The following is a 23,278-nucleotide window of genomic DNA, read 5'->3' as shown; positions in this document are numbered from 1 at the left end:
GAAGGCGTCGCCGCGAGGACGGAGTTCACCATGTACGGCACGCCGAACATCGTCAGCGATGTCATGACGCAGACGGTAGCCGCCGTCGGCCGCCGGGCACCCTTCAAGGAGATCGTGCAGTTGATGCAGGACTGGCAGGTCAGCGCCCTGCCGGTCATCGAGGGCGAGGGCCGGGTCGTCGGCGTGGTCTCCGAGGCCGATCTGCTGGTCAAGGAGGAACTGCGCGACGACCCCGACGCGGCCGACCTCCCACTGCGTCGACCGTCCGATGTGGCGAAGGCCGAAGCGCTGACCGCGGGCGACCTGATGTCCTCCCCGGCCGTCACCGTCCAGGCCGGCGCCACCGTCGCCGAGGCCGCACGGATCATGGCACGGGCCGGGGTCAAACGGCTGCCCGTCGTCGACGAGATCGACATGCTTCAGGGGATCGTCAGCCGTGCCGACCTGCTCAAGGTCTTCCTGCGCGACGACGCGGACATCGCCGCGGAGGTCCGGCACGAGATCGTGGCGCACCTCTTCCCCCCGGCGTCCTCGTCCGTCCAGGTGGAGGTGCACGACGGAGTCGTCACCCTGGGGGGCCTCATCCGCGACAGCGCTCTGGTTCCGGTGGCCGCGCGGCTGGTGCGGGCCGTGAAAGGCGTGGTGGACGTGCGGTTCGGCCTCGCGCGCGACGACCATGAAGTGAGTGGGGCCGGTCGGCCCTAGTGGGTGGGACGCCGACAGGTCATGATCGGCGTCACGGACAGTCCGCAGTCCCGTCACCGGGGAACGAGAGGTCGCCATGACCGAGCCACGCACCTTCACCGCGCAGGACCCGATCCGTGTGTTCCTGCTCGACGACCACGAAGTCGTCCGGCGCGGGCTGACCGATCTGCTCGACGCCGAACCGGACATCCACGTGGTCGGCGACGCGGACACCGCCGAGCACGCGCTCACCCGCGGCCCCGCGCTGCGCCCGCACGTCGCCGTGCTCGACGTCCGCCTGCCCGACGGTGACGGCATCACCGTCTGCCGCGAACTGCGCAGCAGGCTGCCGGAGTTGGCGTGCCTCATGCTGACGTCCTTCGACGACGAGGAGGCCCTGCTGAACGCGATCATGGCCGGAGCGTCCGGCTACGTCCTGAAGCAGATCAAGGGCTCCGACCTCGTCTCGGCGGTCCGCACCGTCGCCGCGGGACAGTCGATGCTGGACCCCGCCACCACCGCTCGGCTCATGCACTCCCTGCGGGACCCGGCGACGTCGCCCACGCTGCCGCCGGAGCTGGCCGCCCTGTCGCCCCGGGAACGGGACATCCTCGCCCTCATCGGCGACGGACTGACCAACCGGGAGATCGGCAAGAAGCTGTACCTGTCCGAGAAGACCGTCAAGAACCACATCTCGCGCATGCTGTCCAAGCTCGGCGTCCAGCGCCGGGTCCAGGCGGCGGTCCTCGCGTCGCACCTGGAACCGCAGGGGTCCGCGGAACGCTCGGACCACTGAGCGGCACACCGCGGAGACCTGGTCTTCCGGCCTGCCGGCCTGCCCGACGTCACCACCCTGGCGCGCGAGGAACGGCCGAACCCGGCGTCGTCACCGCAGCACACACGGAGGCGGGCCGGGGCGCCGGTTCCGAGAGCCATGGCCGGAGGCGGCCTGCGCTTCGTCGGCGCCCGGGGCCGCTGTCACACCTCATCCCGGTCAGCGGCGCCGGCCGCGACCGGCTCAAGGGCCTCATCCGCGCCCCCGCCGTCCGGATAGGGCGCGTCGTCACCCGGGCGCGGACGGCGGCTGACGGTCAGGTACACGAGGGCGCCGGTGAACAGGAGGATGGAGACGTAGTCGTTCAGGCGCAGGCCGAGGAAGTGGTTGGCGTGGTCGATACGCAGGGCCTCGATCCAGGCCCGGCCGGTGGTGTAGGCGAGCACGTAGCAGGCGAACAGCCGCCCCCGGCGCAGCCGTTGGTGGTGCCGGCGGTCCAGCCACAGCAACAGCGCCATGACGCCGACGTCCCACAGCGACTCGTACAGGAACGTCGGGTGGTACAGGGCGATGTCCGGGCTGTCGACAGGCCGGTGCGCCGGGTCGATGTACAGCGCCCACGGCAGATGGGTGGGGCGGCCGTACAGCTCCTGGTTGAAGTAATTGCCCCAGCGGCCTATCGCCTGGGCCAGCACCAGTGCCGGGGCGACGGCATCGGCGAAGTCGGCCAGCCTGATCCCGCGGCGGCGGCAGCCGAGCCAGGCGCCGACCGCACCGAGTGCCACCGCGCCGGGGATGCCCAGGCCGCCGTCCCAGATGTAGAGGGCGTGGAGGGGCTGCTTGCCGGCGGTGAAGTACAGCTCCGGGTCGGTGATCACGTGGTAGAGCCGGCCGCCCAGGATGCCGAACGGTACGGCCCAGATGGCGATGTCGGCGATGTCCTCGCGGCGCCCGCCCCGGGCCTCCCAGCGGCGGCCGGTCAGCCACACGGCGGTGAAGATGCCGGTCAGGATGCACAGTGCGTAGGCGCGGATCGGCAGCGGTCCGAGGTGCCAGACCCCCTGGGAGGGACTGGGGAGGTACGCCAGGTTCAAGGGCTCGGCCATTTCTCGCACGTACGGAACCCGGCCCACGAGCCGGAGAGGATCCACTCGACGATACATCGGACACTGCCCCGTCCTGGCGGGGCGGAGCCGCCGTCCTCGGAGTCGAGCACCGCACCGGTCAGTGCACCGTGACGACGGCGGTCGGCACCACCGGTCCGTCTCGGATCCGCGATGTCACGCGGAGGTGGGACCCCTACCACGTCCAGCCATGACCACCGCTGTTGTGACACAGGGCCAGCACGGCGGTGGTCACGATGAGGTACCCGGTGAGCCGGCTCTCGCGGAACAGGGCCGCCGTCACGAAGGCGAGTGCCGTGTACCAGGGCATCGACCACGGGGCGGCGAGGATCCAGGCGAAGGCGAGCACGAACGGTACGGCGACTGCGGCGGGCACTTCCGCCGGGACCCGTCGGTGCAACGCCCAGGCCAGCGCGAGCATCAGCAGCGGCCACAGGAGGCTGGTGGCGGTCTCCGCCGCACGAGCGCCCAGGAGTGCGACGCCGACGTCGTCGAGCGCCGCCCACAGTGACGGGGTGGACACCAGGTGGGAAGCGGCGGAGAGCGGGGCGAGGGCGTGCAGCCCGTAGGCGCAGTACAGGACGGCCAGGGTCAGCAGGGCCGCGCAGGCCTGTCTTGCGGTCTGCCGCCAGGCTCGCGCGCGCAGCAGCGGCCAGGCCAGTCCCGCGCCGAGCAGGGCGGCGCTGATCTTGACACCGCAGGCCAGGCCGACCAGCACTCCGACGATCAGATCGTGGTGCCACCGGGTGGCCCGGCGGGCGACCTGGACCGCGCAGACGGCCAGGCAGGCGACGAGGGTGTCCAGATGTCCGCCCGCGACCAGTACGCCGATCAGCAGCGGGTTGGCCGTCCACAGCAGGCCGGCCCGGACCGGGTCGTCGGCGGTGCGCAGCAGCAGCCAGCCGGTGCCCAGGAACGCGGCCCCGTTCGCCAGCATCAGTGCCCATATAGTCAGCCACGGCCGGTCGCCTCCGACCGACGCGGCAGCCGTCTGCCACCAGGTGGCTACCGGCCCGTAGACGGACGGGGTGTGCTGCCAGGCGTCGCTCACCAGGTGGGCGTAGGCGCCGCCCAGTTGGGCGGGGATCGTCACGTACGGGTCGTCGCCGAGTGCGGCGATCCGCCCGTACGCGGCGTAACTGGCTGTGTCGGAGGAGCCGACCGGGGTGAGATCGGCGACGAGGAGTACGGCGAGCGCACCCGCCCCGAACAGAAGCCGCGGGCTGGGCCGCCAGCCCCGCGCATGGGCGTTGATCATGCCGAGTGTTCCGAGGCACGCCAGCACTACGGCCGCGGAGGTGACTGCCTCGGAGACGGTGCCGGACATGGCCGGCAGCCGGAGCCACGGGATCGGCGCCCTGAGGGTGTTGTGATTGGGCGCGCTCGCGCCGACCAGCGCGAACAGGGCGATGCCCGCGGCGGACATCCAAACGGCAGCGCGTGGCCGAGGCCGCGCCACGGCGGTCAGTACCGACGGGAGAGCGGTCGGGTTCCCGTAGGCGGAAGGCCGAGCCCACTCACTGTTGCTGGTCGTCAAGGTCACTCTCTGGCTCGTCGGCGCGTCAGCTCGCGGCGAGGAGGGCTGTCACGATCTTGCCCGCGAACTTGTAACCCTCGCCGCTGTCGGGCACAACGGCCGCAGCCGCCACGTCGTCACGGTACGCGACGAACCAGCTGTCCGGTTTCTTCCGGCCGTCGACCTCCGCGGTGCCGGTCTTCGCGCCGACATCGCCGTTCAGGCCGCCGATGGTCGGCGCCGCGGTCCCCTCGCGCGCGGTCAGCTTCATCAGATCACGCAGGGACGCGTCGGCCCGGGCACTCAACTGCCCCGGCGCTTGCGCGATCCGGCGGTTGTCCACGGAGGCCGGCACGATCACCGGCTGGTGGAACCGTCCCGCCTTCGCGGTGGCGGCCACGGACGCCATGTCGAGCGGGCTGACCAGCACCTTGCCCTGGCCGATGTACGTCATCGCCTTCGACGCTCCGCCGGTCGTCGGCACGCTGCCGTCGAAACTGGGTACACCGGTACTCCAGTTCAGGCCGAGGCCGAACACGTCGCGGGCCTCGTGCTCGACCGCGCCGTCCGGGAGGACCTTGGCCGTCGACATGAAGGCGGTGTTGCAGGACGCCGCGAAGTCGGCCCCGAACGTGGCGTGGTCGATTTTCATCTTGTCCACGTTGTGGAAGGTGAGACCGCCGTAAGAGAAGTACTGCGGGCAGTTCAGCGGCGTGCCCGGGGTGAACTTGCCGGTCTCGAGCAGGGTCGAGGCCGTGATGACCTTGAAGGTGGAGCCGGGCGCGTAGGCGCCCTGGAGGGCCTTGTCGTAGCCCTTGGCCGGGGTCATGGCCACCGCCAGCACGTCACCGGTGCTGGGCCGGACGGCCACCACCGACGCGTCCGGTCCCTGCTTCCTGACGTCCTTTTCCGCCTCGGCCTGCAGGTTGGCGTCGATGGTGGTGGGCAACGGCTTGCCCGCCCTGCCCTGCGAGAGCACCTTGAGCACCCGCCCCGCGCTGCCGTCGGCGTTCTCGACCCGGATCTCGGTGCCGGGCAGGCCCTGCGTCTTCGTGCCGTACCGGGCGGACAGCTGGCCGAGGATCCCGGCCAGCGAGGGGTAGCGGGCGGCGGTCAGCTCTTTGCCGGTGCGGTCCACCGCCTTGACCGGCGGGGCACCGGACGCCGCTGCGACGACCGACTGACCCGGCACCAGGTTCGGGTGGAGAACCGACGGCATCCACTTCACCACCGCACGACCGTCCGTGCCGCGCGCCACGGTCAGCGACGAGTCGTAGGTCCACGTCGACTTCCGCCCGGCGTAGGCGAGCTGCGCGCGGACGGAGAACGGGACCCGGAACCCGGTCGGCGGCTTGCCGGTCAACGTCAGCGAGGTGGTGTGCAGACCTTTGTCGAAGGAGGTCAGTTGTGTGCCCGCCCGAGCGGCGTCGTCGGTGAGCGCCGCCGCCTTCGCCGTGTTCTGCGACTGCCAGGCGGCGAGGAACTGCCTGGCCGTGCCGAGTACCTCCTGAGACGACGGCGGACTCGTGTTCACCGGCTGCGCCGCACCGGAACGCGCCCCGTGGCCGGTGCCCGCCCCTGACTGTCCCCAGCCGTAGCAGGCGAGCGCCACCGCCACGGCAGCCACCGACGCCGTAGCGCCGGCAAGTGCGATCTTCGTCGCTTTTCGCACGGAGCCCCATCCCTCTGACGACAACGCTTGCGGCGCGGAAGCCCGGGCCCGGGACCGACCGATGGCACACTCCTGCCCCGGTGACCTGGATGGATGCGCGGGATCACACCTTTCGTGGTCCGCGCGCCTCCCGCGCCCTTCGGCGCGCCTCGTCGGGCCCGCCGTTCCGGCCGGCACGACCCTACATCGGCTTCCGAAACCTCGGGATGCCGGGGCAATGCCGGCCGGGCCCCGGCCGGCGCACCGAGCGGTACCCCGGGCTCGCGGCGTCAGGCGGGAATGCGTACCGTCTCCACCCAGCTCGGGGGCTGCGGTGCGGCGGAGCCGATCAGAGCCGCGATGATGCGGCAGGGCGGGTTCTCGTCGGGCCAGGGGGTGAGCCCGTCGGTGAGGACGATGACGATGCCCGGGCGGTCCCGCGTCGCGAGCGCCGCTTCGATACCGACGCGCATGTCCGTGCCACCGCCACCGCCCAGGGTGATCTGCTCGGTGGCCGCCACCCGGGACACGGCGTGCACGTCTGCGTCGCACGCGAGGACGGCCACGCGATTGCCCCGTACACCCACCTCGCGCAGGACGCCGGTCACCTCTGCGAGGGCGGCGGCCAGTTCGGCGTCCCCCATGGAACCGGAGGTGTCGATGACGACGGCCACCCGTGGCAGCGGGCGGCGCAGGCTCGGCAGGACGACGCCGCGCAGCGCCGGGGTGCGGCGCGAGGGGCGGCGATAGGTGTAGTCGACGGCTCCGGCGGCCCAGGCCGCGGCTTCCCGGACCGCGCCGGACAGCGCCCGCCGCCAGTCCACCGTGGGTTCCAGGATCTCCTCGGCCCAGCGCTGCCAGCCGGCGGGCAGGGTGCCGCGGGTGCGCTGATGGGCGCGCATGGCCTCGGCGGTCTGCCGCCGCAGGGCCTGCGCCTCGACCTCGCCCAGCCGTGCGGGGCCGGCGGACTCGGGAAGTTCCCAGGGCGCGGGCCGGCCGTGGGCGCCCGATCCGCAGTCCGGCGACCGCACGTCCGGGGGCAGCCGGTCGAGGTACACCTCGAACAACTGGCCGTCGGGGAGGCCGAAGAGGCGGGGTTCCATGCGGCCCTCGGGCAGGCGCAGGCCGTCGGCGAGCAGGTCGTCGTTGATCTCGCAGTCCTGCGCGACGTTGACGCGGTGCCAGTCGCGCTGGGCGGCGGCGGGCAGCCGGTCGGCCCGGCCGTGGTGGTCGCGCAGCAGGTGCGCCACCTCGTGCACCCAGACGCCCGCGAGTTCGGGTACCGGCGTCGCGTCGACGAAGGCGGGGGACACGTAGCAACGCCAGTACCGGTCCACCCCCATCGTCCGGACCTCTGTGCTCGCGACGACGGTCAGGGCGTACAACGCCGACGCCAGGTACGGCCGGTCGCTCGCCGCCCGGTAACGCGCGGCGAGCAGTTTGGTCATGTCCAGGGCACCGCGGGGATCCCCCGTCGTCCCGGCACGCCTCACCGGCCGCCGCCGGGCAGCGCCCCGGACATCTGCAGCAGGTCCAGGAACCCGTCGATGCCGGGCGGTACGGGCCAGTCGAGGTCCCGCATCGCCGCGAGGTCGGTGGCGGCCCGGGCGGCCACGTCCGGTACGCCCGCGTCGACGGCCTTCGCCAGCACCGCCCAGCCGGCCTCCCACCGGGGCCGGGTGAGGTCGCTCTGGATGGCGGCGACCACCGCGATGAGGAACGCCAGCTGCCGGTCGCCGCGTTCGGGCAGGGCGAAGGCGTCCGGGTCGGCGAGGACACGGTCGGGGTCGGGCAGATCGAGGTGTTCGAGGTAGGACAGCAGCTCGATGCCCGCGCCGTCCCCGACGGCACCGGTGAGCGCGGCGGCCAGCGCCTCACGGCCGACGCCTGCCGCGTACCCGGCGGCGAGCAGCTTGAGTGCCATCTCCCAGGTCCGGGGGGAGGGCCAGGACCGGCCGCGGCTCTCGGCGTCGCCGGGGATGTGGTGGACCAGGCCGGGCCGGGCCGTGAGGAAGCCGGAGATCGCGCCACGGGCCCGTGCGACCGCACCGGGCACCTTGGCGCCGTCGACGAGGGGCACGGTCACCTCCGGCCAGGTGCCGGCCATGCCACGGGCGACCGTCCGGGGGTCGTGGGTCCATTCGAGGTGGACGAACCGGTTGGCGAGCGGCGGGCTGAGATGCCAGCCGTCCGCCGCGCTGGAGGGCGGGTTGGCGGCGGCGACGATCCGTACGGCCTCCGGCAGTACGAGGCTGCCGACCCGTCGTTCGAGCACCACCCGCAGCAGCGCGGCCTGCACGGCCGGCGGGGCGGAGGACAGTTCGTCGAAGAAGAGCAGGCCCTGTCCGGCGCGGGCGAGGCGCACCGCCCAGTCCGGCGGGGCCATCGGCACACCGGTGACGGCCGGGTCGTCACCGACGATGGGCAGTCCGGCGAAGTCGGAGGGCTCGTGCACGCTGGCGATGACCGTCTCCAGCGGCAGGCCGAGCCCGGCGGCGAGCTGCTCCAGGGCGGCCGACTTGCCGATGCCCGGCTCTCCCCACAGCAGTACGGGCTGATTGGCCGTCACGGCGAGGGCGAGCGCCTCCAGCTGGGGGTTCGCGGCGGGCTCGGTCCGTCGGGTGCGCAGCCTGCGGTTGAGGTCGTCCGCGGCCGCCAGCGGACCGGACGGCGCGGCGGGGGTGGTACGGCCGGTGCTCAAGAGGGCAGCTCTTCCTCGTCGTCGGGGTCGGCGAACTCGTCGGCGTAGTACTGCTCCTGCTCGTCCATCCATTCGTCCCACCACTCGGCGCCGACGTCTGGGTGTTCCTCCCGTACGCGTGCCCGGAGGAATTCCAGGTCGGACCGCTTGTAGCGACGGACGAGCTGGGCCAGCGACAGCTCGGACTGGTCGATCACGTCGAGCCGCGCCCCGGCGGCGACGAGCGCCTCCACCAGCGCCTTCGAACCGAGGTCGTTGACTGCCACGAACAGCGGCGTGCGCTCCCGCAGGTCGCGGGCCTCGAGGTCCAGTCCCTCCGCCAGCAGCCGCGGCAGCAGCGTCTCGTGGTCGAGGAGGTTCAGTACGTGAAGCAGGGTGCGCCCGGAGGCGTCCCGCACGCGGGGATCGACACCCGCGTCCAGCAGTTCCAGCACGCCGGGGGTGTCACCGTGCCCGGCCCGCAGGAACAGTTCGTGGCGTTGTGCCCGCAGCGCCTTGGGCAGGCGGCCCTTTCCGGAGGTCCACGTCTGCTCCACGGCGAAGCAGCCGGCGACGGCACCGCCGAAGGCGCGCATGGCGCGTTCGCGCTGCTGTTCCTCGTCGCTGTGCGGCATGCCCAGCAGGCCGCCGGGCCGGAAGGACACCTCGTGCCATTCCCCGCGGCACCTGACCCGCACATGTGCGGGAGGCGTCGGTCCGGGCGGGCCGGCCGGGCCTTGCGGGACCCGGAGGGCGGGGAACAGTGCCTCGCGGACGAGCGGATGCAGATGCTCCGCCGCGACGCCTCCTACGCGCATCAGGTCGAGGTCGGGGAGCCTGCGCCACAGGGCCTCGGCGAGGAAGGCCTCGTCCTTGACGTCGTCCCGGTCCACGGCTCGCACCAGCAGCCCGCCGGTGTCCATGGGCTCCAGCAGGAGGTAGGTCCGCCAGTGCACGGCGATGAGGAAGCGGTCGGCGACGCCCTCGGCCATCTGCCGGCGGATCTCCGGCTCCAGGCGGGTGTGGTTGAGGGCGAGGCCGCTCACCAGCCGCTCCGGGTCGGCGCGGTACCAGCCGGATGTCGGCGGTGGCGTCAGGTCCAGCTCGAGGCCGGCGGCGGCGAAGGCAGCCTGGGTCTCGCCCCTCTGGTGCAGCAGCGTGGCCCACTCGGCCCGCGCCGCCAGGTCGCCGTCGCCGGGATCGGCCGATGGCAGGTCGTCCGTGCCGAGCAGGGTGGCGTCGGCGTGCAGGAACGGCGGCCGCCGCGTGCCGCCGCCGCACCGTTCACGCAGTTCGCCGGCGTGCCGCGCGTCCCACAGGTGCCGTGCGGACCGCCAGTCCTGTGTGGTCCGCCCGAAGACGCCCGCGGCCCGCTCGTCCTTGACCGTCCTGAACCGCAGGGCTATCCGTTGCGGTCCGTCGACCATCGCCGACGTGGTGATGTGCAGGTACGGCGTGGCCCGGGGGCCCTCGCCCGTTGCCTTCGGGCGGTAGCGTGCGAGAACGACGGTCGTGTCCGTGGCGAGCGTGGTGCGCCCGCCGAGCACGCGCGGCAGGTGCCAGCGCAGCAGGTCGGGGGCGAAGTGGCGGAGGTCGTCCTCGAGGGCCGTGGCGACGAGGTCGCCGCAGTGGTCGGCGACCTCGGACAGGTCGAACGTGACGTCGACGTTCGCCGCCGCACAGGCACCCCGCCAGTCACCGGCCAGACGGCGTTCGGTCGCCCGCTCGATCATCCAGCGGGGCACCGCGTACCGGCGGATGCGTCGCCGGCTTGCCGCCTCGTCGGCGGGGAAGCAACGGGGTTCGCCACGGGAACTCAACGGTAGACACTCCCTATCGCGCGCAGGTCGGGATGCGCCCTGCCGACGGGCCGCAGACGCGAGGTGAAGGACCGCTTCACCTTGCGGGGCAGGCCGGGTCCCAGACCGACATACTCCAGGGGCGAGTTGTCGGGCACGGCTGCCAGGAGTGTCTTGGCGCCCCGCCCGGTCAGGCCGGTGTGGCACAGCTCCAGCCGGCGCAGCGGGCTGCCCGGCAGGGCGTCGGCGAGTGCGTGGGCGCCTTCGTCTCCGGTGGTGTTGGCGGGGGCACCGAGGCTGCGTTCCGACGGCGGCCGGCCCAGGTCGAGTGCCTCGATCCCGCCGAGGGAGCCGGCGAGGGCCCGGGCACCGGCGGGGCCGATCCCGTTGCCGCCCAGGCCGAGGCGCACCGGCCGTGCGGGGTCGGCCGCGGCGGCGAGGATCGCGGCGCCCTCGTCTCCGAGGTGGTTGGCGGGGAGGTACAGCTCGCGCACACCCGCCTCACGGATCAGCGCCGCCAGCAGCGGGGCGGCGTCGGCGGTCAGGCCGTTGCCGCCGAGGAAGAGACGTTCCACCGGGCTGGGCCGGGTGGTGAGGGCCTCGTACAGGGCCCGCAGACCGTGGGTGGTCAGACCGGTGTTGACGAGGTCGAGGGTGCGCAGCGCGGTGTTGTGGCGGAGCATCGCGGCGAGCGTCCGGGCGCCGTCGTCGCCCACCGGGTTGCGCTTGAGCCACAGGGCGCGGACGGTGCGGTCCGTCGTCAGCGCGTGGGCGATGGCGTTGACGCCCCCGGGGCCGATGCGGTTGCAGCCGAGGTAGAGCGTGCGCAGGCCGTGGCCGTCGGCCAGTGCGTCGGCGACCGTGCGGGCTCCCTCGTTCCCGATGGCGTTGGTGCCGAGCAGCACATGCGTGGCGTGCGCTGATGCGGCGGCCACGGGCATCAGCCGGGCGGCGCCGACTGCTCCGAGGCCCTGCTTGCACAGGTCGATACGCCCGTCCGCGCGCACGGTGCCGAGCGGGAAGGACTCGTCGGCCTCCACCGGGTGTGCGCAGCGCAGTCGCGCAAGCAAAGGCTCCAGGGCGGCGGGATCACTGATCGGGATGTCCGGGTGCTCGATCGCGGGGCAGCGTACGGGTGTCGGCTGCGTCATCACCACTCCACCGGTCCATGGCCGGTGCCCGGCGGGCCGAGGGCGGCATCGCCCTCCGCCCGCCCAGGACGAACCGACGCCAATCGACTTTCCTCCACGACAAGGGCGGCAAGGCTGGTCGGATTCGAACCGACGTCCTCCAGCTTGATGCTTGGGCGCGACGACCTCTGCGCTACAGCCTTGCCGCGTGGATCATAGCGGCTTACGCCCTTGTGTTCGAATGCAGTTGGTCATCGACCCGGATCAGATGCAGGGCGCGGAGGTGTACTGCACGGCCGTCGGGCCGTCGTCGCCGGGACCGCGCAGCCGGTGCTGGCAGCCGTGCAGCACCCTTCCTTCGATCGTGTGTCAACACATGCCAACCGTCTAGGTTTTCCAGGTACATCCTGGTCAACTCATGTTCTTAGAAAGGACTGTGCTTAATTCATTGACAGCGAAAAAGAACCTCCCTAGGTTTCCGGCCATGTGCCCGGCCCTCTCCCACGAGGCAGCCCCGGCGATGACGCCGGCCGCTTCCCTGGTCTTCACCACCCTGCTCTCCCACGGTCCGCTCACTCGGTCCGAGGTGGCGCGGCGGACCAGCCTCTCCCCGGCCGCCGTCACCAAGGCGGTCCGTCCGCTGATGGAACTCGGCTACCTGGTCGAGGGAGTGGACGAAGAGGCGCGGCCCGCCGTGGGCCGTCCGGCCAGCCTGGTGTGGGTGGACGGCGGAAGCGCGCTGTTCATCGGGATCAAGGTGACCGGCGACGAGATCATCGCCGTGCTCGCCGACCTGTGTTGCCGTGTCCGGATCTCCCGGCACCTGCGGCTCACGGACCGCGAGCCGCAGGCCGTGCTCCCCGCCCTCACCGCGCTGGTCCAGGAGTTGCTCACGGAGGCCGACGGATTCGGTGTGCGGGTACGGGGGGTCGGCATCGCGATCTCGGGGGACGTGGACCGCACGGACGGCGTGGTCCGCTACTCCCCCTTCCTGGAGTGGCGGGACGTACCGCTCGCCGAGATCGCCAGGACCGCGACCGGGCTGCCGGTCACGGTCGACAACGACGTGCGGGCGCTCACCGTCGCCGAGCACTGGTTCGGGGCCGGAGTCGGTCTCTCGGACTTCGCCCTGGTAACCGTGGGCGCCGGCATCGGCTGCGGCCTGGTCGTGCACGGGCGGGTGGTGTCGGGCGCGCACGGTGTGGCCGGCGAGATCGGGCATGTGTCCCTCGACCCGCTCGGGCCGCTCTGCCACTGCGGCAACCGGGGGTGCGTGGAGGCCATCGCGGCGGACCCCGCGATACTCCGCGCGGTGCGCGCGGCCACCGGCCGGCAGGTCGGGGACGCGGCCGAGGCACTTGCCCTGGCCCACCGCGGAGAACCAGGTGTCAGGGCGGTCTACGCACGGGCCGGTGAAGCCATCGGCAAGGCCATCGGCTTCCTGGTGAACCTCCTCGGCTCCGAACGGGTCATCATCTCCGGGGAGGGCTTGGCCGCCTACGACCTCGTCGCCGAGGGCATCCAGGACGCGTTCGCCGCGTCCGCCTTCGGCACGGCCGCGCAGTGCGACGTGATGACACGTCCCCTGCCGTTCGAGGAGTGGGCGCGCGGGGCCGCGGCCACCGCCATCCAGTCCTTCATGGGATCAGACATGTACGAGGAGTGACCATGCCGCGCGCTCTCATGACCACGATCCCCACGTTCCTGGTGGACCGCACGCGCCGGCGACGGTTCATCAGCCCGCTCACGACCGGCCCGGGCGCGGGCTGAACCGCGGGCCCGACGCCCCGGCCGCCGGGCTCCCGGCCGCTTCGGCCCCGGCGTCCCGCCCGGAACCACGTCCTCTCCCCGCCCGGACCACCGCCCGCCCCCCACCGGGTACCAGCGCACGACACCGCCACCCCACCCCAGGAGGCGACCCATGCGGTCATCCCCGTACCGAACCCTGCGCGGACACCTCTCCGGCTTCCCGCGCCGCACTCTCAGAGCGACGCTGGTCCTGGCCGTCACAGCCGGACTCGCCACGGCGGTCCCGGCCGCCGCCACCCGGGCCGTGGCCTCGGGTTCCCCGTCCACGACCGCATCCGCCACCTCGGCCTCGACCAGTCAGGACGCCGGATCCGGCCTGGCGGCCAAGCCGTACATGGGCTGGTCCAGTTGGAGCATGCAGTCCTCCCACTACCCGGGCCTGAACCCCGACGGCAACTACAGCTACCTCACCGAGGCGAACGTCCTGAAGCAGACGGACGCCCTCGCCACCACACTGCAGAAGTACGGCTACGACCACGTCAACATAGACGCCGGCTGGTGGATGGACAGCAACTGGACGTCCGAGTTCGACCAGTACGGCCGGCAGACGCCCGACGCGGCCCGGTTCCCCGACGGCATGAAGTCGGTCGCCGACCACATCCACGCCAAGGGTCTCAAAGCCGGCATCTACCTGCCCGTCGGCCTGGAGAAGGGCGCGTACGGCGACGGCAAGGTGCCGGTCTGGAACGCCCCGGGCTGCACCACGGCCGACATCGTCTACCCGGACCTGCGCACCACCAACGGCTGGGACAGCGCCTACAAGCTGGACTTCGACAACCCGTGCGCGCAGAAGTACATCGACTCGCAGGCGCAGATGCTCGCGGACTGGGGCTACGACTTCCTCAAGCTCGACGGCGTGGGCCCCGGCTCGTCCAAGTCCGGTGACAACTACAACAACGTCGCGGACGTCGCCGCCTGGCACCAGGCCATCGCCGCCACCGGCCGCCCGATCCACCTGGAGATCTCCTGGTCACTCGACATCGGGCACGCCGCCGACTGGAAGAAGTACTCCAACGGCTGGCGCATCGACACCGACGTCGAGTGCTACTGCAACACCCTGGTCACCTGGGAGAACTCGGTCAACGACCGGTGGAACGACGCCCCCGCGTGGAGCCACCGGGCGGGCCCGGGCGGCTGGAACGACCTCGACTCGCTCGACGTCGGCAACGGGGCGATGGACGGCCTCACCAACGCCGAGCGGCAGAGCTACATGACCCTGTGGGCCATCAACAAGTCCCCCCTGTTCACCGGTGACGACCTCACCAAGCTGGACAGCTACGGCCTCTCCCTGCTGGGCAACCAGGAAGTCATCGCCGTCGACCAGAACACCTCGCCCGTCGCGCGACCCGTCACGCCGCTGGGCGACCAGCAGGTCTGGGGTGCCAAGAACCCCAACGGCACATACACGGTCGCCCTGTTCAACCTCGGCGATGCGCCGGCCTCCGTCACCGCCGACTGGGCATCCTTCGGTTTCACCGGGGCCGCCTCCGTACGCGACCTGTGGAACCACCAGAACCTCGGGACGTACCGGAACGAGATCACTGCGACGCTGCCCGCGCACGGCTCCCGGCTGTTCGTCGTCAAGCCCGGCGGCACGCCGCTGGCGACCACCCGCTACGAGGCCGAGTCCGCGGACAACACCCTGACCGGCAACGCCTCCGTCGCCTCCTGCGGCTCCTGCTCCGGCGGCAAGAAGGTCGGCAACCTGTACCTGGACAGCAAGCTGCAGTTCAACGACATCACAGTGAAGAAGGACGGCATCTACACCGTCGACGTCGCCTACGTCAGCGGCGATCCCCGCTCGGTGACCGTCTACTCCAACGGCGGCAACGGCACCAGCCTGAAGTTCCCCTCCACCGGTGACTGGGGCACCGTCGACACCGTCAGCGTCCAGCTGGCCCTGAAGGCGGGCTCCAACACCATCACGTTCGACAGCGGCTGGGACTACTCGCCCGACATCGACAGGATCGACGTGCCCAGGTCCGCCTGATCTCCCCTGCGGGCCCGGGAGTTGGCCCGAGGGGCCCGCACACCCTGTTCCCGCACCCGCCGTCTCCCGCATGCGCCGTCCCTTGGACATGGAGTGCACAACGTGGACAACCAGCACACCGAATCGCGCGACAACCACCCGAACCGCAGGGGCTTCCTCGCCCTCGCCGCCGCAGCCGGCACGGCCGCCGCCCTCGGCGCTCTGCCCGCCTTCAGCGCCTCGGCGGCTCCCCTGCGCCCCACCTCCTCGCCCCTGTTGTCCCCGGCCGCCGCGGCGAGGAACCAGCTGTGGTGGCAGGCCCCCGCCTCCCCCGACTCGATGATCCGGCAGGGACTGCCCGTCGGGAACGGCCGACTCGGCGCGCTCGCGAGCAACGACCCCGCCAGCGAACTGCTGATGATCACCGACTCGACCCTGTGGACGGGTGGCATCAACGACACCCTGCAGAGCGACGGCCAGTTCCCCTACGGCCGCGACGACTTCGGCTCCCTGACCCTGCTGGCCCATCTCACCGTCGACGTCCCCGGGCACGACCTGGGCTCCGTCGACAGCTACCGTCGCACCCTCGACCTGGGCCAGGGCCTCGTCAGCGCGTCGTACGACCTGTCCGGAGTCACCTATCACCGGCAGATCTTCGCCAGCCGCCCCGACGACGTCATCGTCGTGCACTTCTCCCAGCAGGGCGGCGGAACCTACACGGGTACCGTCTCCCTCGCCGGAACGCACGGTGAGTCCACCACCGCCGACGGCGCCGGACGCTCCGCCTCGTTCGGGGCATCCTTCGCCAACGGCCTGAAGTACGGCGCCGCGGTCACGGCCCGCAGCAGCACCGGCACAGTTGCCGTCGACGGGACGTCGATCTCCTTCAGCGGCTGCGCGGACCTCACCGTGGTGGTCAGCGGCGGCACCGACTACGCGCCGGACGCGGCCGCCGGGTTCCGCGACCCGTCCGTGGATCCGCAACACCTGGCGCGGACCAAGGTACTCGACGCGGCAGGCCACTCCGCGGCCACTCTGCTGCACACGCATGTCGCCGACTTCCGCCCCCTCTTCGAGCAGTTGGACATCGACCTCGGCCCCTCGTCCGCCGCCCAGCGCAGGCTGGACACCTGGCAACGGGTGCAGGCGCGCGACCGGGACAACGTCCCCGACCCCGAACTCGAGGCCGCCTACCTGCAGTTCGGCCGGTATCTGATGATCTCCGGATCGCGGGGCAGCCTGCCGATGGGCCTGCAGGGTCCATGGCTGGACGGCAACGATCCGGACTGGATGGGCGACTACCACACCGACATCAACGTCCAGATGAACTACTGGATGGCCGACCGGGCGGGTCTGTCCGCATGCTTCGACGCCTTCGCGGACTACTGCCTCGCGCAGCTCTCCTCCTGGACGGACGTCACCCAGCGGCTGTTCAACAGCCCCACCAACCGGTACCGCAACTCCAGTGGGAAGATCGCCGGTTGGGCGGTGGCCTTCTCCACCAACCCCTACGGCGGCAGCGGCTGGTGGTGGCACCCCGGCGCCGGCGCCTGGCTCTGCCAGAGTCTGTTCGAGCACTACGAGTTCACCCAGGACCGCGCCTACCTCGAGAGGATCTATCCCCTCCTCAAGGGCGCCGTCGAGTTCTGGGAGGCCCGCCTGGTCACCACGACGGTCACCGACTCCTCCGGAGCCCCGCGCGAGGTCCTCGTCGACGACAGCGACTGGTCCCCCGAGCAGGGCCCGCAGGACGCCAAGGGCATCACCTACGCCCAGGAACTGGTGTGGAACCTCTTCGGCAACTACCACACCGCAACGCGGATACTGGGCAAGGACATCTCCTACAGCACCACCATCGACGCTCTGCGTGAGCGCCTGTACCTGCCCGTGGTCAGCCCCAGCAGCGGCTGGCTGGAGGAGTGGATGTCGCCCGACAACCTCGGCGACACCACCCACCGGCACCTCTCCCCGCTCTTCGGCCTCTTCCCCGGCGACCGGATCCGCCCGGACGACTCCACGCCGAAGGAGATCCTCGCCGGCACCACCGCACTGCTGACCTCCCGCGGCATGAACAGCTACGGCTGGGCCAACGCCTGGCGCAGCCTGTGCTGGGCCCGGCTGAAGAACGCGGAAAAGGCCTACCAGCTCGTCGTCAACAACCTGAAGCCGTCGGTGCACGGCAGCAACGGCAGCGCGTCGAACCTCTTCGACATCATGGACATGGGGCAGGGCCGCGGCATCTTCCAGATCGACGCCAACTTCGGCACACCCTCCGCGATGATCGAGATGCTGCTCTACTCGCGCCCGGGCCACGTCGAGTTGCTGCCCGCGCTGCCCGCCGCGTGGGCGGCATCCGGCTCGGTGTCGGGCGTCGGCGTGCGCGGTGGCTTCGTCGCCGACCTCCATTGGAAGAACGGCAAGGTCACGCAGGTGACGCTGAAGAGCGTCGGTGGCCGTGACACGACCGTCTTCGCGGGCAGCACGTCGCGGAGGATCAGTCTCGAGCCCGGTGAGTCCGTCACGTTGGGCAACCTCGGCTGAGGCCGGCCGCAATGGAATTCATGGTGTGCGGACGACGACGAGAGTGGAGAGCGACGATGTCCCGGAAGACGATGTGCCGGAAGAAGATGTCCCGGAAAGAGGAAAGAACGGCGGCGGATCGCCGACCGCGTCGCAGGTCGTTGCTGTGCGTGTGCGGCGCACTGACCGGCTTGGCCCTCGCGGTCGTTCCGTTGAGCACCGCCAACGCGGCACACGCCGCCACGTCTTCGCCGCAGGGCAAGGGCACACGGGTCAGTGCCTGGTCGCCCGGCATGACGACCGGCGGTCCGTCCTTCGGCAACCAGACCATCCGGATGGTGGTGCACAGCAGCGTCGCCGGCTCGGGTGCACGCATCACCCTGTCCAACCGGTACAGCACCACCCCGCTCGACGTCAGCGCCGTGGACGTGGCCGTCCAGGCGAAGGGTGGCGAGGCGACGCGCGGCACCACGCGGAACGTCACCTTCGGCCGCTTTGGCCGCCTCACGATACCCGCCGGTGAAGAGGCCGTCAGCGACGTCGTCCCGATCTCGGTCAGCGCGGGCGAGAACCTGCTCGTCAGCCTGTATGTGCCGGGCACGACGGGAATGTCGACCTGGCACTCCGACGCGTTCGACACCACCTACATCGCCTCCGGCGACCACACCGGTGACGACGGTGCCGCCGCGTTCGGCACGACGACGACCTCCTGGTACTACCTGGCGGGGCTGGACGTCGTGTCGCCGACCGCGAAGGGCACCGTCGTCGCCTTCGGCGACTCCATCACCGACGGCTACCATTCGTCGACCGGCACCTACAGCCGCTGGCCCGACTTCCTCGGCCGCCGGCTGGCCGCCGGACCGGGCCCGCAGAGGCTGAGCGTCGTCGACTCCGGCATCGGCGGCAACCGGGTCCTCACCGACGTCCCCAACCTGTGGCAGGGCGTCAGCGCCCTGAAGCGCTTCGGGCACGACGCCCTCGGCCAGCCGGGCGTCAAGGACGTGATCCTCTTCGAAGGGATCAACGACATCGGCAACAACGCCGGGCCCGACGGCCGGCCGCTGACCGCCCAGGATCTCATCGACGGCTACCGCACTCTGATCGCCGAGGCGCATGCCGCCCACGTCGGCGTCGTCGGCGCAACCCTGATGCCCGACGAGGGGAACGGCTACTACACGTCTGCCGCAGAGGCGATCCGACAGAGCGTCAACCAGTGGATCCGCACCAGCGGCGCCTTCGACGGGGTCATCGACTTCGACCAGGCCATGCGTGACCCGTCGAACCCGGCGGCCCTCGAGCCGGCGTACGACTCCGGTGACCACATCCACCCCAACGACGGGGGTATGAAGGCCATGGCCGACGCGATCGACCTGCGGCTCCTGCGCACCTGACGCACACCGGTCCGTTCCGGCCGGGTGACCATTCCACCGGGACAACCGGGCGGCCTCGGGCCGACGGCGCGCCTCACACCGCCGTCAGCCCGAGCTGCGCCCAGTGCCCGTCGCTGAGCCCCAGGAGCCGCTCGATCGTGTCCGTATCGGGCAGCGGCCCGTGGTCCGCGCTCGCCTTGAGGGCGGACGACGCCGTGATGTGGCCTTGCCGCAGCGCACGCCGCAGGTCCCCGCCGTCGAGCAGTCCGGCGAGGAAGCCCGCGGCGAAGGCGTCGCCCGCGCCGACGGGTTCCACAACCCTGGTACGCAGAGCCGGCACGGTGCACGCGCCCTCCTCGCCGAAGGCGGTGGCGGACCGAGCACCGTCCTTGACGACGAGGATGCGCGGGCACGGCAACAGCCCCCGTACGTCGGCCGTTTCGAGATCGGAGCCCCACAGACCCTGCGCCTCGTCGAGGCCGACGAACACGATGTCGGCGCGGCCGGCCAGGTCGCGCAGCATGGCGGCGGCCGTGCCGTCCGACCAGAGCGCGGGGCGGTGGTTGACGTCGAAGCTGACGGCGTACGGCCGTGCGCCCGCCGGGGCGCCGAGGGCGCGTTCCACGAGGTGCCGGCAGGAGGGAGACAGCGCCGGGGTCACCCCGGTCAGGTGCAGCAGGGCGGCGGTCCGCAACCGCTCGTCGTCCAGGATCCCGGGGCCGAGGGCCGAGGCCGCCGAGCCTGAACGGTAGTAGTGCACGCGGGTGCGGGCGGGGCCCGGGTCCTTCACGAGCAGGCCGGTGGGGCGCTCGCGGTCGGTGCGTACGCCGGTGACGTCGACGCCCGTTGCGGCGATGGCGGCACGCACCCGCCGGCCGAAGGCGTCGTCGCCGAGTGCCGACAGCCAGGAGACCGGACGGCCCAGTTCGGCCAGGTACATGGCCACGTTCGACTCCGCTCCGGCCACCGACAGCCGCAGGTCCCCGGCACCGTCGAGCGGCCCGGTCGGTGTGGGGGCCAGGGCCGCCATCGTCTCGCCGACACACACCACAGGGCCGTCGGCCGGCCGCCACATACCGGTCATGTGTGTCATGCCACCTCCTTCGCCGGCCGGCACACTCCGGCCACCTGCCGGGCACCGTGCCCAACGGTCCCGCCTTCACGCCCGGCGGTGTACGCCATGCTGCCCGCCCAGAACCAGCCCCGCGCCACCGCGCCCAGTGGGAAGGGCAGTTGGGCCAGTTGCTGCAGCGGCGCGGCGGGCTCGTCGGGTGCGGCGAGCAGACGGCCGGCGAGGATGTCGACGCACGATCCCCCCGGCGGTCCAGCGGACACCTTCGCCGGGTTCCAGCCGGTCTGGACGCAAGGTCCAGGTCACGGCGTGAACTCCTCGGCCACCGCGCGGAAGGAGCGGGCGCGGGCGCGCAGGGCGGAGATGCTGCCGCCGTCGGCGGCATCGCCGACCAGCGGGGAGCCGACGCCGACCGCGGTCGCCCCGGCGGTCAGGTAGGCGTGCGCCGTGGCCTCGTCCACGCCGCCCACGGGCACGAACGGCTCGTTCGGGAAGGGTCCGCGCAGGGCTTTGAGGTAGGCGGGCCCGCCCACCTGGGCTGCCGGGAAGATCTTCAGCGCGGCGGCGCCGAGGCCGCGCGCGGCCACGATCTCGGTAGGGGTCAGCACGCCGGCCAGGACCGGCATGCCCGCCTCGATCGCCGCGCCGACGCCCCCACCCAGCGCGGGGGTGACGGCGAAGTCGGCGCCGGCCCCTCGGGCGGCCCGGGCGTCGGCGGCGTTCAGTACGGTGCCGACGCCGAGCGGCTGGTCCGGGCCGAGTGCCTGCCGGGCCCGCTCGAGGACGGTCAGGGCGCTCTTGCCGGTCAGCGACACCTCGATGAGTTCGATGCCTTCGTCGGCCAGGGTCAGTACGGTGCGCAACGCGGCGTCGGGATCGTCACCGCGCACGATCGCGACGAGACGGTGCGCGGTCAGAGCCGCTCGCAGGTCCATCAACAGGGAGTCCAATTCACTCGGGTACGGCGGGGGTCAGGGGCAGACACAGCTGTCGGTCAGGGTCAGCCGCCGGCGCACCGCTCCGGCCCCGGGGACGACGGCCGCGTCACCGCGGGCGGCTTCGGCGGGGTCGAAGACGCGGCCGGGCATCGGCTCCACTCCGATGCTGCGACAAGGGGTGTGAGCGGATGGTCCGCATCAGCGCGAACGCCTGCGCCGGCTGGTGGATGCGGGGTTGCTGGAGAAACGCGTCTACGAGACCCAGCCGGTCAGGCACGAGTACCTGCTCACCGAGTCGGGCCGCGACTTCTACCCCGTGATCCTGGCCATCACCGCCTGGGGCGACCGCTGGCTCGCCGAGGAGGCGGGAGTGCCGGTCACCACCCGTCACGAGCCGTGTGGTCACGACACTCGCGCCGAGGTCGTCTGCTCACACTGCAAGGAGCCCCTGTGCTGGGAGGATGTCACCCCTCGGCCAGGTCCGTCCGGGCCGCAGAGCAGGGCCAGTCCGCGAACGTCGTACGCCTCATGACCCGATGATACGAGTCCCTCCTTGAAACTCAGCAGGCAGATGCGGGTCAGAAGCCTTGCCAGGGTAAGTCTCAATTCGCAACTACGCAGTGCTGGAACTCACCGGCGAGATCACCGACGGCTGGCTCGGGACGAACTTCGTCCCAAGGGGGCCGGCGCCTGCTTCACCCACCCATATGGCCCCAGGTCCCCGGTTGCAGGCCGGCCGGCGAGCGACCAGCGTTCAAGTTGTGCCGGCACCGGCGGCAACCGACGAATCGAGGTGTCCGGCACCGTGAACGGTGCCGACGAACAGCGTGGGAGAGGTGGAGATGGACACTGACTTCGATGTCGTCGTGCTCGGGGCGGGCCCCGGCGGATACGTGGCGGCCATCCGCTGCGCGCAGCTGGGGCTTCGCACGGCCATCGTGGAAGCCCGTTTCTGGGGCGGCGTCTGCCTGAACATCGGCTGCGTCCCGGCGAAGGCACTGCTGCGCAACGCCGAGGTCGCCCAGCTGATCCTGCACGATGCGGACAAGTTCGGCGTGAAGATCAGCGGGGATGTGAACCTGGACTACCGCAACGCCTACGAGCGCAGCCGGACGGTGGCCGACGGCCGCGCGAAAGGCGTCGGCTACCTCATGCGCAAGAACAAGATCGCCCAGTTCGAGGGCCAGGGCATCTTCATCGACCCGCACACGCTGCAGGTACGCCTGCGCGACGGCGAGACGACACTCTCCTTCCGCTCCTGCATCATCGCCACCGGCGCGACCGTGAAGCTGTTGCCGGGTACGACCCTGGGCCGGCGCGTCGTGACGTTCGAGGAGCAGATCCTCGCCGACAGCCTCCCGTCGAGCCTGATCATCGCCGGGGCGGGCGCCATCGGCGTGGAGTTCGCCTATCTGCTGCGTTCCTACGGCGTCGAGGTGACGCTGGTCGAGTTCCTCGGCCGGATCGCGCCCCTGGAGGACGAGGAGGTGTCGGCGGAGCTGGCCAAGCGGTTCGCACGGCAGGGGATCCACGTGCTGACCTCCGCCCGCGTCGAGTCCGTCGAAGAGGGCGCCGACCGTGTCCGTGTGATGGTCCGGCAGGGTGACGAACCACAAGTCCTGGAGGCCGACAAGGTCCTGCAGGCCACGGGTTTCCAGCCGCGTACCGCCGGCTACGGGCTGGCCTCCGCGGGGGTACGGCTGACCGACCGCGGTGCGATCGACGTGGACGGCCGTTGCCGCACCAGTCAGCCGCACATCTATGCCATCGGCGACGTCACGGCGAAGCTGATGCTGGCCCACGCCGCCGAGGCGATGGGGGTCGTCGCCGCCGAGAGCATCGCCGGCGTGGAGACGATGGAACTGGACTACCGCATGATCCCGCGTGCGACGTTCTGCCGGCCCCAGATCGCCAGCTTCGGCTGGACCGAGGCCGAGGCGCGCGCCGGGGGCTTCGATGTCCGGGTGGCGAAGTTTCCCTTCACGGCCAACGCCAAGGCACACGGGTTCGGCGACACGGCCGGTTTCGTGAAGCTGGTGAGCGACGCCCGCTACGGCGAACTGCTCGGCGCCCATCTGATCGGCCCGGACGTGACGGAACTCCTCCCGGAGCTGACCCTCGCCCAGAAATGGGATCTGACGGTGTCCGAGCTGATCAGGAACGTCCACGCGCATCCCACCCTGAGCGAGGCGGTACAGGACGCCCTGCACGGCCTCGCCGGCCACATGATCAACCTCTGAG

18 protein-coding genes are annotated in these 23,278 nt (G+C 71.5%); 8 read left to right on the top strand and 10 right to left on the bottom strand.

The window, feature by feature from the left end; all coding sequences use genetic code 11:
• Positions 1-30 precede the first annotated feature (30 nt).
• Together A6P39_RS39785 and A6P39_RS39780 are read left to right on the top strand one after the other, a co-directional pair.
• Positions 31-705: a CBS domain-containing protein gene (locus A6P39_RS39785; RefSeq protein WP_067038835.1), complete on the top strand. Its 675-nt coding sequence runs from the start codon at positions 31-33 to the stop codon at positions 703-705.
• A gap of 76 nt (positions 706-781) precedes the next feature.
• Positions 782-1,480 carry a response regulator gene (locus A6P39_RS39780; protein WP_067038836.1) on the top strand — a complete coding sequence of 233 codons (699 nt, stop codon included), beginning with the start codon at positions 782-784 and terminating at the stop codon, positions 1,478-1,480.
• 182 nt (positions 1,481-1,662) lie between these two features.
• Here A6P39_RS39780 and lgt read toward each other — a convergent pair whose 3' ends face one another.
• The 7 genes from lgt to A6P39_RS39745 all read right to left on the bottom strand — a co-directional run bounded on the left by lgt (position 1,663) and on the right by A6P39_RS39745 (position 11,380).
• Positions 1,663-2,553 (bottom strand): prolipoprotein diacylglyceryl transferase, encoded by an 891-nt coding sequence (gene lgt, locus A6P39_RS39775; RefSeq protein ID WP_067038908.1) that lies wholly within the window; start codon positions 2,551-2,553, stop codon positions 1,663-1,665.
• A gap of 205 nt (positions 2,554-2,758) precedes the next feature.
• On the bottom strand, positions 2,759-4,009 hold the full coding sequence (locus A6P39_RS39770) for a hypothetical protein (RefSeq protein ID WP_067038837.1): 1,251 nt from the start codon (positions 4,007-4,009) through the stop codon (positions 2,759-2,761).
• A gap of 136 nt (positions 4,010-4,145) precedes the next feature.
• Positions 4,146-5,771 (bottom strand): penicillin-binding transpeptidase domain-containing protein, encoded by a 1,626-nt coding sequence (locus A6P39_RS39765; RefSeq protein WP_067038838.1) that lies wholly within the window; start codon positions 5,769-5,771, stop codon positions 4,146-4,148.
• A 269-nt stretch (positions 5,772-6,040) separates the two neighbouring features.
• The gene (locus A6P39_RS39760; protein ID WP_067038839.1) at positions 6,041-7,198 is read right to left on the bottom strand and encodes a vWA domain-containing protein; all 1,158 of its coding nucleotides are present in this window, start codon (positions 7,196-7,198) and stop codon (positions 6,041-6,043) included.
• A gap of 41 nt (positions 7,199-7,239) precedes the next feature.
• The gene (locus A6P39_RS39755; protein WP_067038840.1) at positions 7,240-8,451 is read right to left on the bottom strand and encodes an AAA family ATPase; all 1,212 of its coding nucleotides are present in this window, start codon (positions 8,449-8,451) and stop codon (positions 7,240-7,242) included.
• A complete protein-coding gene (locus A6P39_RS39750; RefSeq protein ID WP_234378666.1) occupies positions 8,448-10,250 on the bottom strand; it encodes an ankyrin repeat domain-containing protein in 1,803 nt (600 codons plus the stop codon). The genes A6P39_RS39755 and A6P39_RS39750 overlap by 4 nt, the downstream gene beginning before the upstream one ends.
• Positions 10,247-11,380: a gala protein gene (locus A6P39_RS39745; RefSeq protein ID WP_067038841.1), complete on the bottom strand. Its 1,134-nt coding sequence runs from the start codon at positions 11,378-11,380 to the stop codon at positions 10,247-10,249. The genes A6P39_RS39750 and A6P39_RS39745 overlap by 4 nt, the downstream gene beginning before the upstream one ends.
• A 463-nt stretch (positions 11,381-11,843) precedes the next feature.
• Here A6P39_RS39745 and A6P39_RS39740 point away from each other — a divergent pair, with 463 nt between their 5' ends.
• The 4 genes from A6P39_RS39740 to A6P39_RS39725 all read left to right on the top strand — a co-directional run bounded on the left by A6P39_RS39740 (position 11,844) and on the right by A6P39_RS39725 (position 19,048).
• Entirely contained in the window at positions 11,844-13,025 is a 1,182-nt protein-coding gene (locus A6P39_RS39740; protein WP_234378667.1) for an ROK family transcriptional regulator, read from the top strand.
• Positions 13,026-13,280: 255 nt separating this feature from the next.
• Positions 13,281-15,158 carry an alpha-galactosidase D gene (locus A6P39_RS39735; protein WP_067038843.1) on the top strand — a complete coding sequence of 626 codons (1,878 nt, stop codon included), beginning with the start codon at positions 13,281-13,283 and terminating at the stop codon, positions 15,156-15,158.
• 102 nt (positions 15,159-15,260) lie between these two features.
• On the top strand, positions 15,261-17,678 hold the full coding sequence (locus A6P39_RS39730; protein ID WP_067038909.1) for a glycosyl hydrolase family 95 catalytic domain-containing protein: 2,418 nt from the start codon (positions 15,261-15,263) through the stop codon (positions 17,676-17,678).
• A gap of 191 nt (positions 17,679-17,869) precedes the next feature.
• The gene (locus tag A6P39_RS39725) at positions 17,870-19,048 is read left to right on the top strand and encodes an SGNH/GDSL hydrolase family protein (RefSeq protein WP_234378668.1); all 1,179 of its coding nucleotides are present in this window, start codon (positions 17,870-17,872) and stop codon (positions 19,046-19,048) included.
• A 73-nt stretch (positions 19,049-19,121) separates the two neighbouring features.
• Here A6P39_RS39725 and A6P39_RS39720 read toward each other — a convergent pair whose 3' ends face one another.
• The 3 genes from A6P39_RS39720 to A6P39_RS39710 are packed head-to-tail and all read right to left on the bottom strand — an operon-like array spanning position 19,122 to position 21,034.
• Entirely contained in the window at positions 19,122-20,111 is a 990-nt protein-coding gene (locus tag A6P39_RS39720) for a sugar kinase (protein ID WP_067038911.1), read from the bottom strand.
• Positions 20,112-20,116: 5 nt separating this feature from the next.
• On the bottom strand, positions 20,117-20,362 hold the full coding sequence (locus A6P39_RS39715) for a hypothetical protein (protein WP_067038844.1): 246 nt from the start codon (positions 20,360-20,362) through the stop codon (positions 20,117-20,119).
• Between the two features lie 39 nt (positions 20,363-20,401).
• Positions 20,402-21,034, bottom strand: a complete 633-nt coding sequence (locus tag A6P39_RS39710; RefSeq protein ID WP_067038845.1) for a bifunctional 4-hydroxy-2-oxoglutarate aldolase/2-dehydro-3-deoxy-phosphogluconate aldolase — start codon at positions 21,032-21,034, stop codon at positions 20,402-20,404.
• Between the two features lie 214 nt (positions 21,035-21,248).
• Here A6P39_RS39710 and A6P39_RS39705 point away from each other — a divergent pair, with 214 nt between their 5' ends.
• Together A6P39_RS39705 and lpdA are read left to right on the top strand one after the other, a co-directional pair.
• On the top strand, positions 21,249-21,569 hold the full coding sequence (locus A6P39_RS39705) for a winged helix-turn-helix transcriptional regulator (RefSeq protein ID WP_079133049.1): 321 nt from the start codon (positions 21,249-21,251) through the stop codon (positions 21,567-21,569).
• A gap of 310 nt (positions 21,570-21,879) precedes the next feature.
• Positions 21,880-23,277 carry a dihydrolipoyl dehydrogenase gene (gene lpdA, locus A6P39_RS39700; protein WP_067038846.1) on the top strand — a complete coding sequence of 466 codons (1,398 nt, stop codon included), beginning with the start codon at positions 21,880-21,882 and terminating at the stop codon, positions 23,275-23,277.
• Position 23,278: the final 1 nt, after the last annotated feature.

Origin of the sequence: Streptomyces sp. FXJ1.172, from assembly GCF_001636945.3 — a bacterium.
In the GTDB taxonomy this organism is placed as follows: Bacteria; Actinomycetota; Actinomycetes; order Streptomycetales; family Streptomycetaceae; genus Streptomyces.
This window is presented reverse-complemented; position numbering and strand designations above follow the sequence as displayed.

What these genes read in the sequence shown, in the direction of transcription:
- lpdA (WP_067038846.1), top strand. Translation starts at nt 21,880, where the DNA reads ATGGACACTGACTTCGATGTCGTCGTGCTCGGGGCGGGCCCCGGCGGA.
- A6P39_RS39710 (WP_067038845.1), bottom strand. Translation starts at nt 21,034, where the DNA reads ATGGACCTGCGAGCGGCTCTGACCGCGCACCGTCTCGTCGCGATCGTG.
- A6P39_RS39745 (WP_067038841.1), bottom strand. Translation starts at nt 11,380, where the DNA reads ATGACGCAGCCGACACCCGTACGCTGCCCCGCGATCGAGCACCCGGAC.
- A6P39_RS39770 (WP_067038837.1), bottom strand. Translation starts at nt 4,009, where the DNA reads ATGTCCGCCGCGGGCATCGCCCTGTTCGCGCTGGTCGGCGCGAGCGCG.
- A6P39_RS39740 (WP_234378667.1), top strand. Translation starts at nt 11,844, where the DNA reads ATGTGCCCGGCCCTCTCCCACGAGGCAGCCCCGGCGATGACGCCGGCC.
- A6P39_RS39780 (WP_067038836.1), top strand. Translation starts at nt 782, where the DNA reads ATGACCGAGCCACGCACCTTCACCGCGCAGGACCCGATCCGTGTGTTC.
- A6P39_RS39720 (WP_067038911.1), bottom strand. Translation starts at nt 20,111, where the DNA reads ATGACCGGTATGTGGCGGCCGGCCGACGGCCCTGTGGTGTGTGTCGGC.
- A6P39_RS39735 (WP_067038843.1), top strand. Translation starts at nt 13,281, where the DNA reads ATGCGGTCATCCCCGTACCGAACCCTGCGCGGACACCTCTCCGGCTTC.
- A6P39_RS39785 (WP_067038835.1), top strand. Translation starts at nt 31, where the DNA reads ATGTACGGCACGCCGAACATCGTCAGCGATGTCATGACGCAGACGGTA.
- A6P39_RS39760 (WP_067038839.1), bottom strand. Translation starts at nt 7,198, where the DNA reads ATGACCAAACTGCTCGCCGCGCGTTACCGGGCGGCGAGCGACCGGCCG.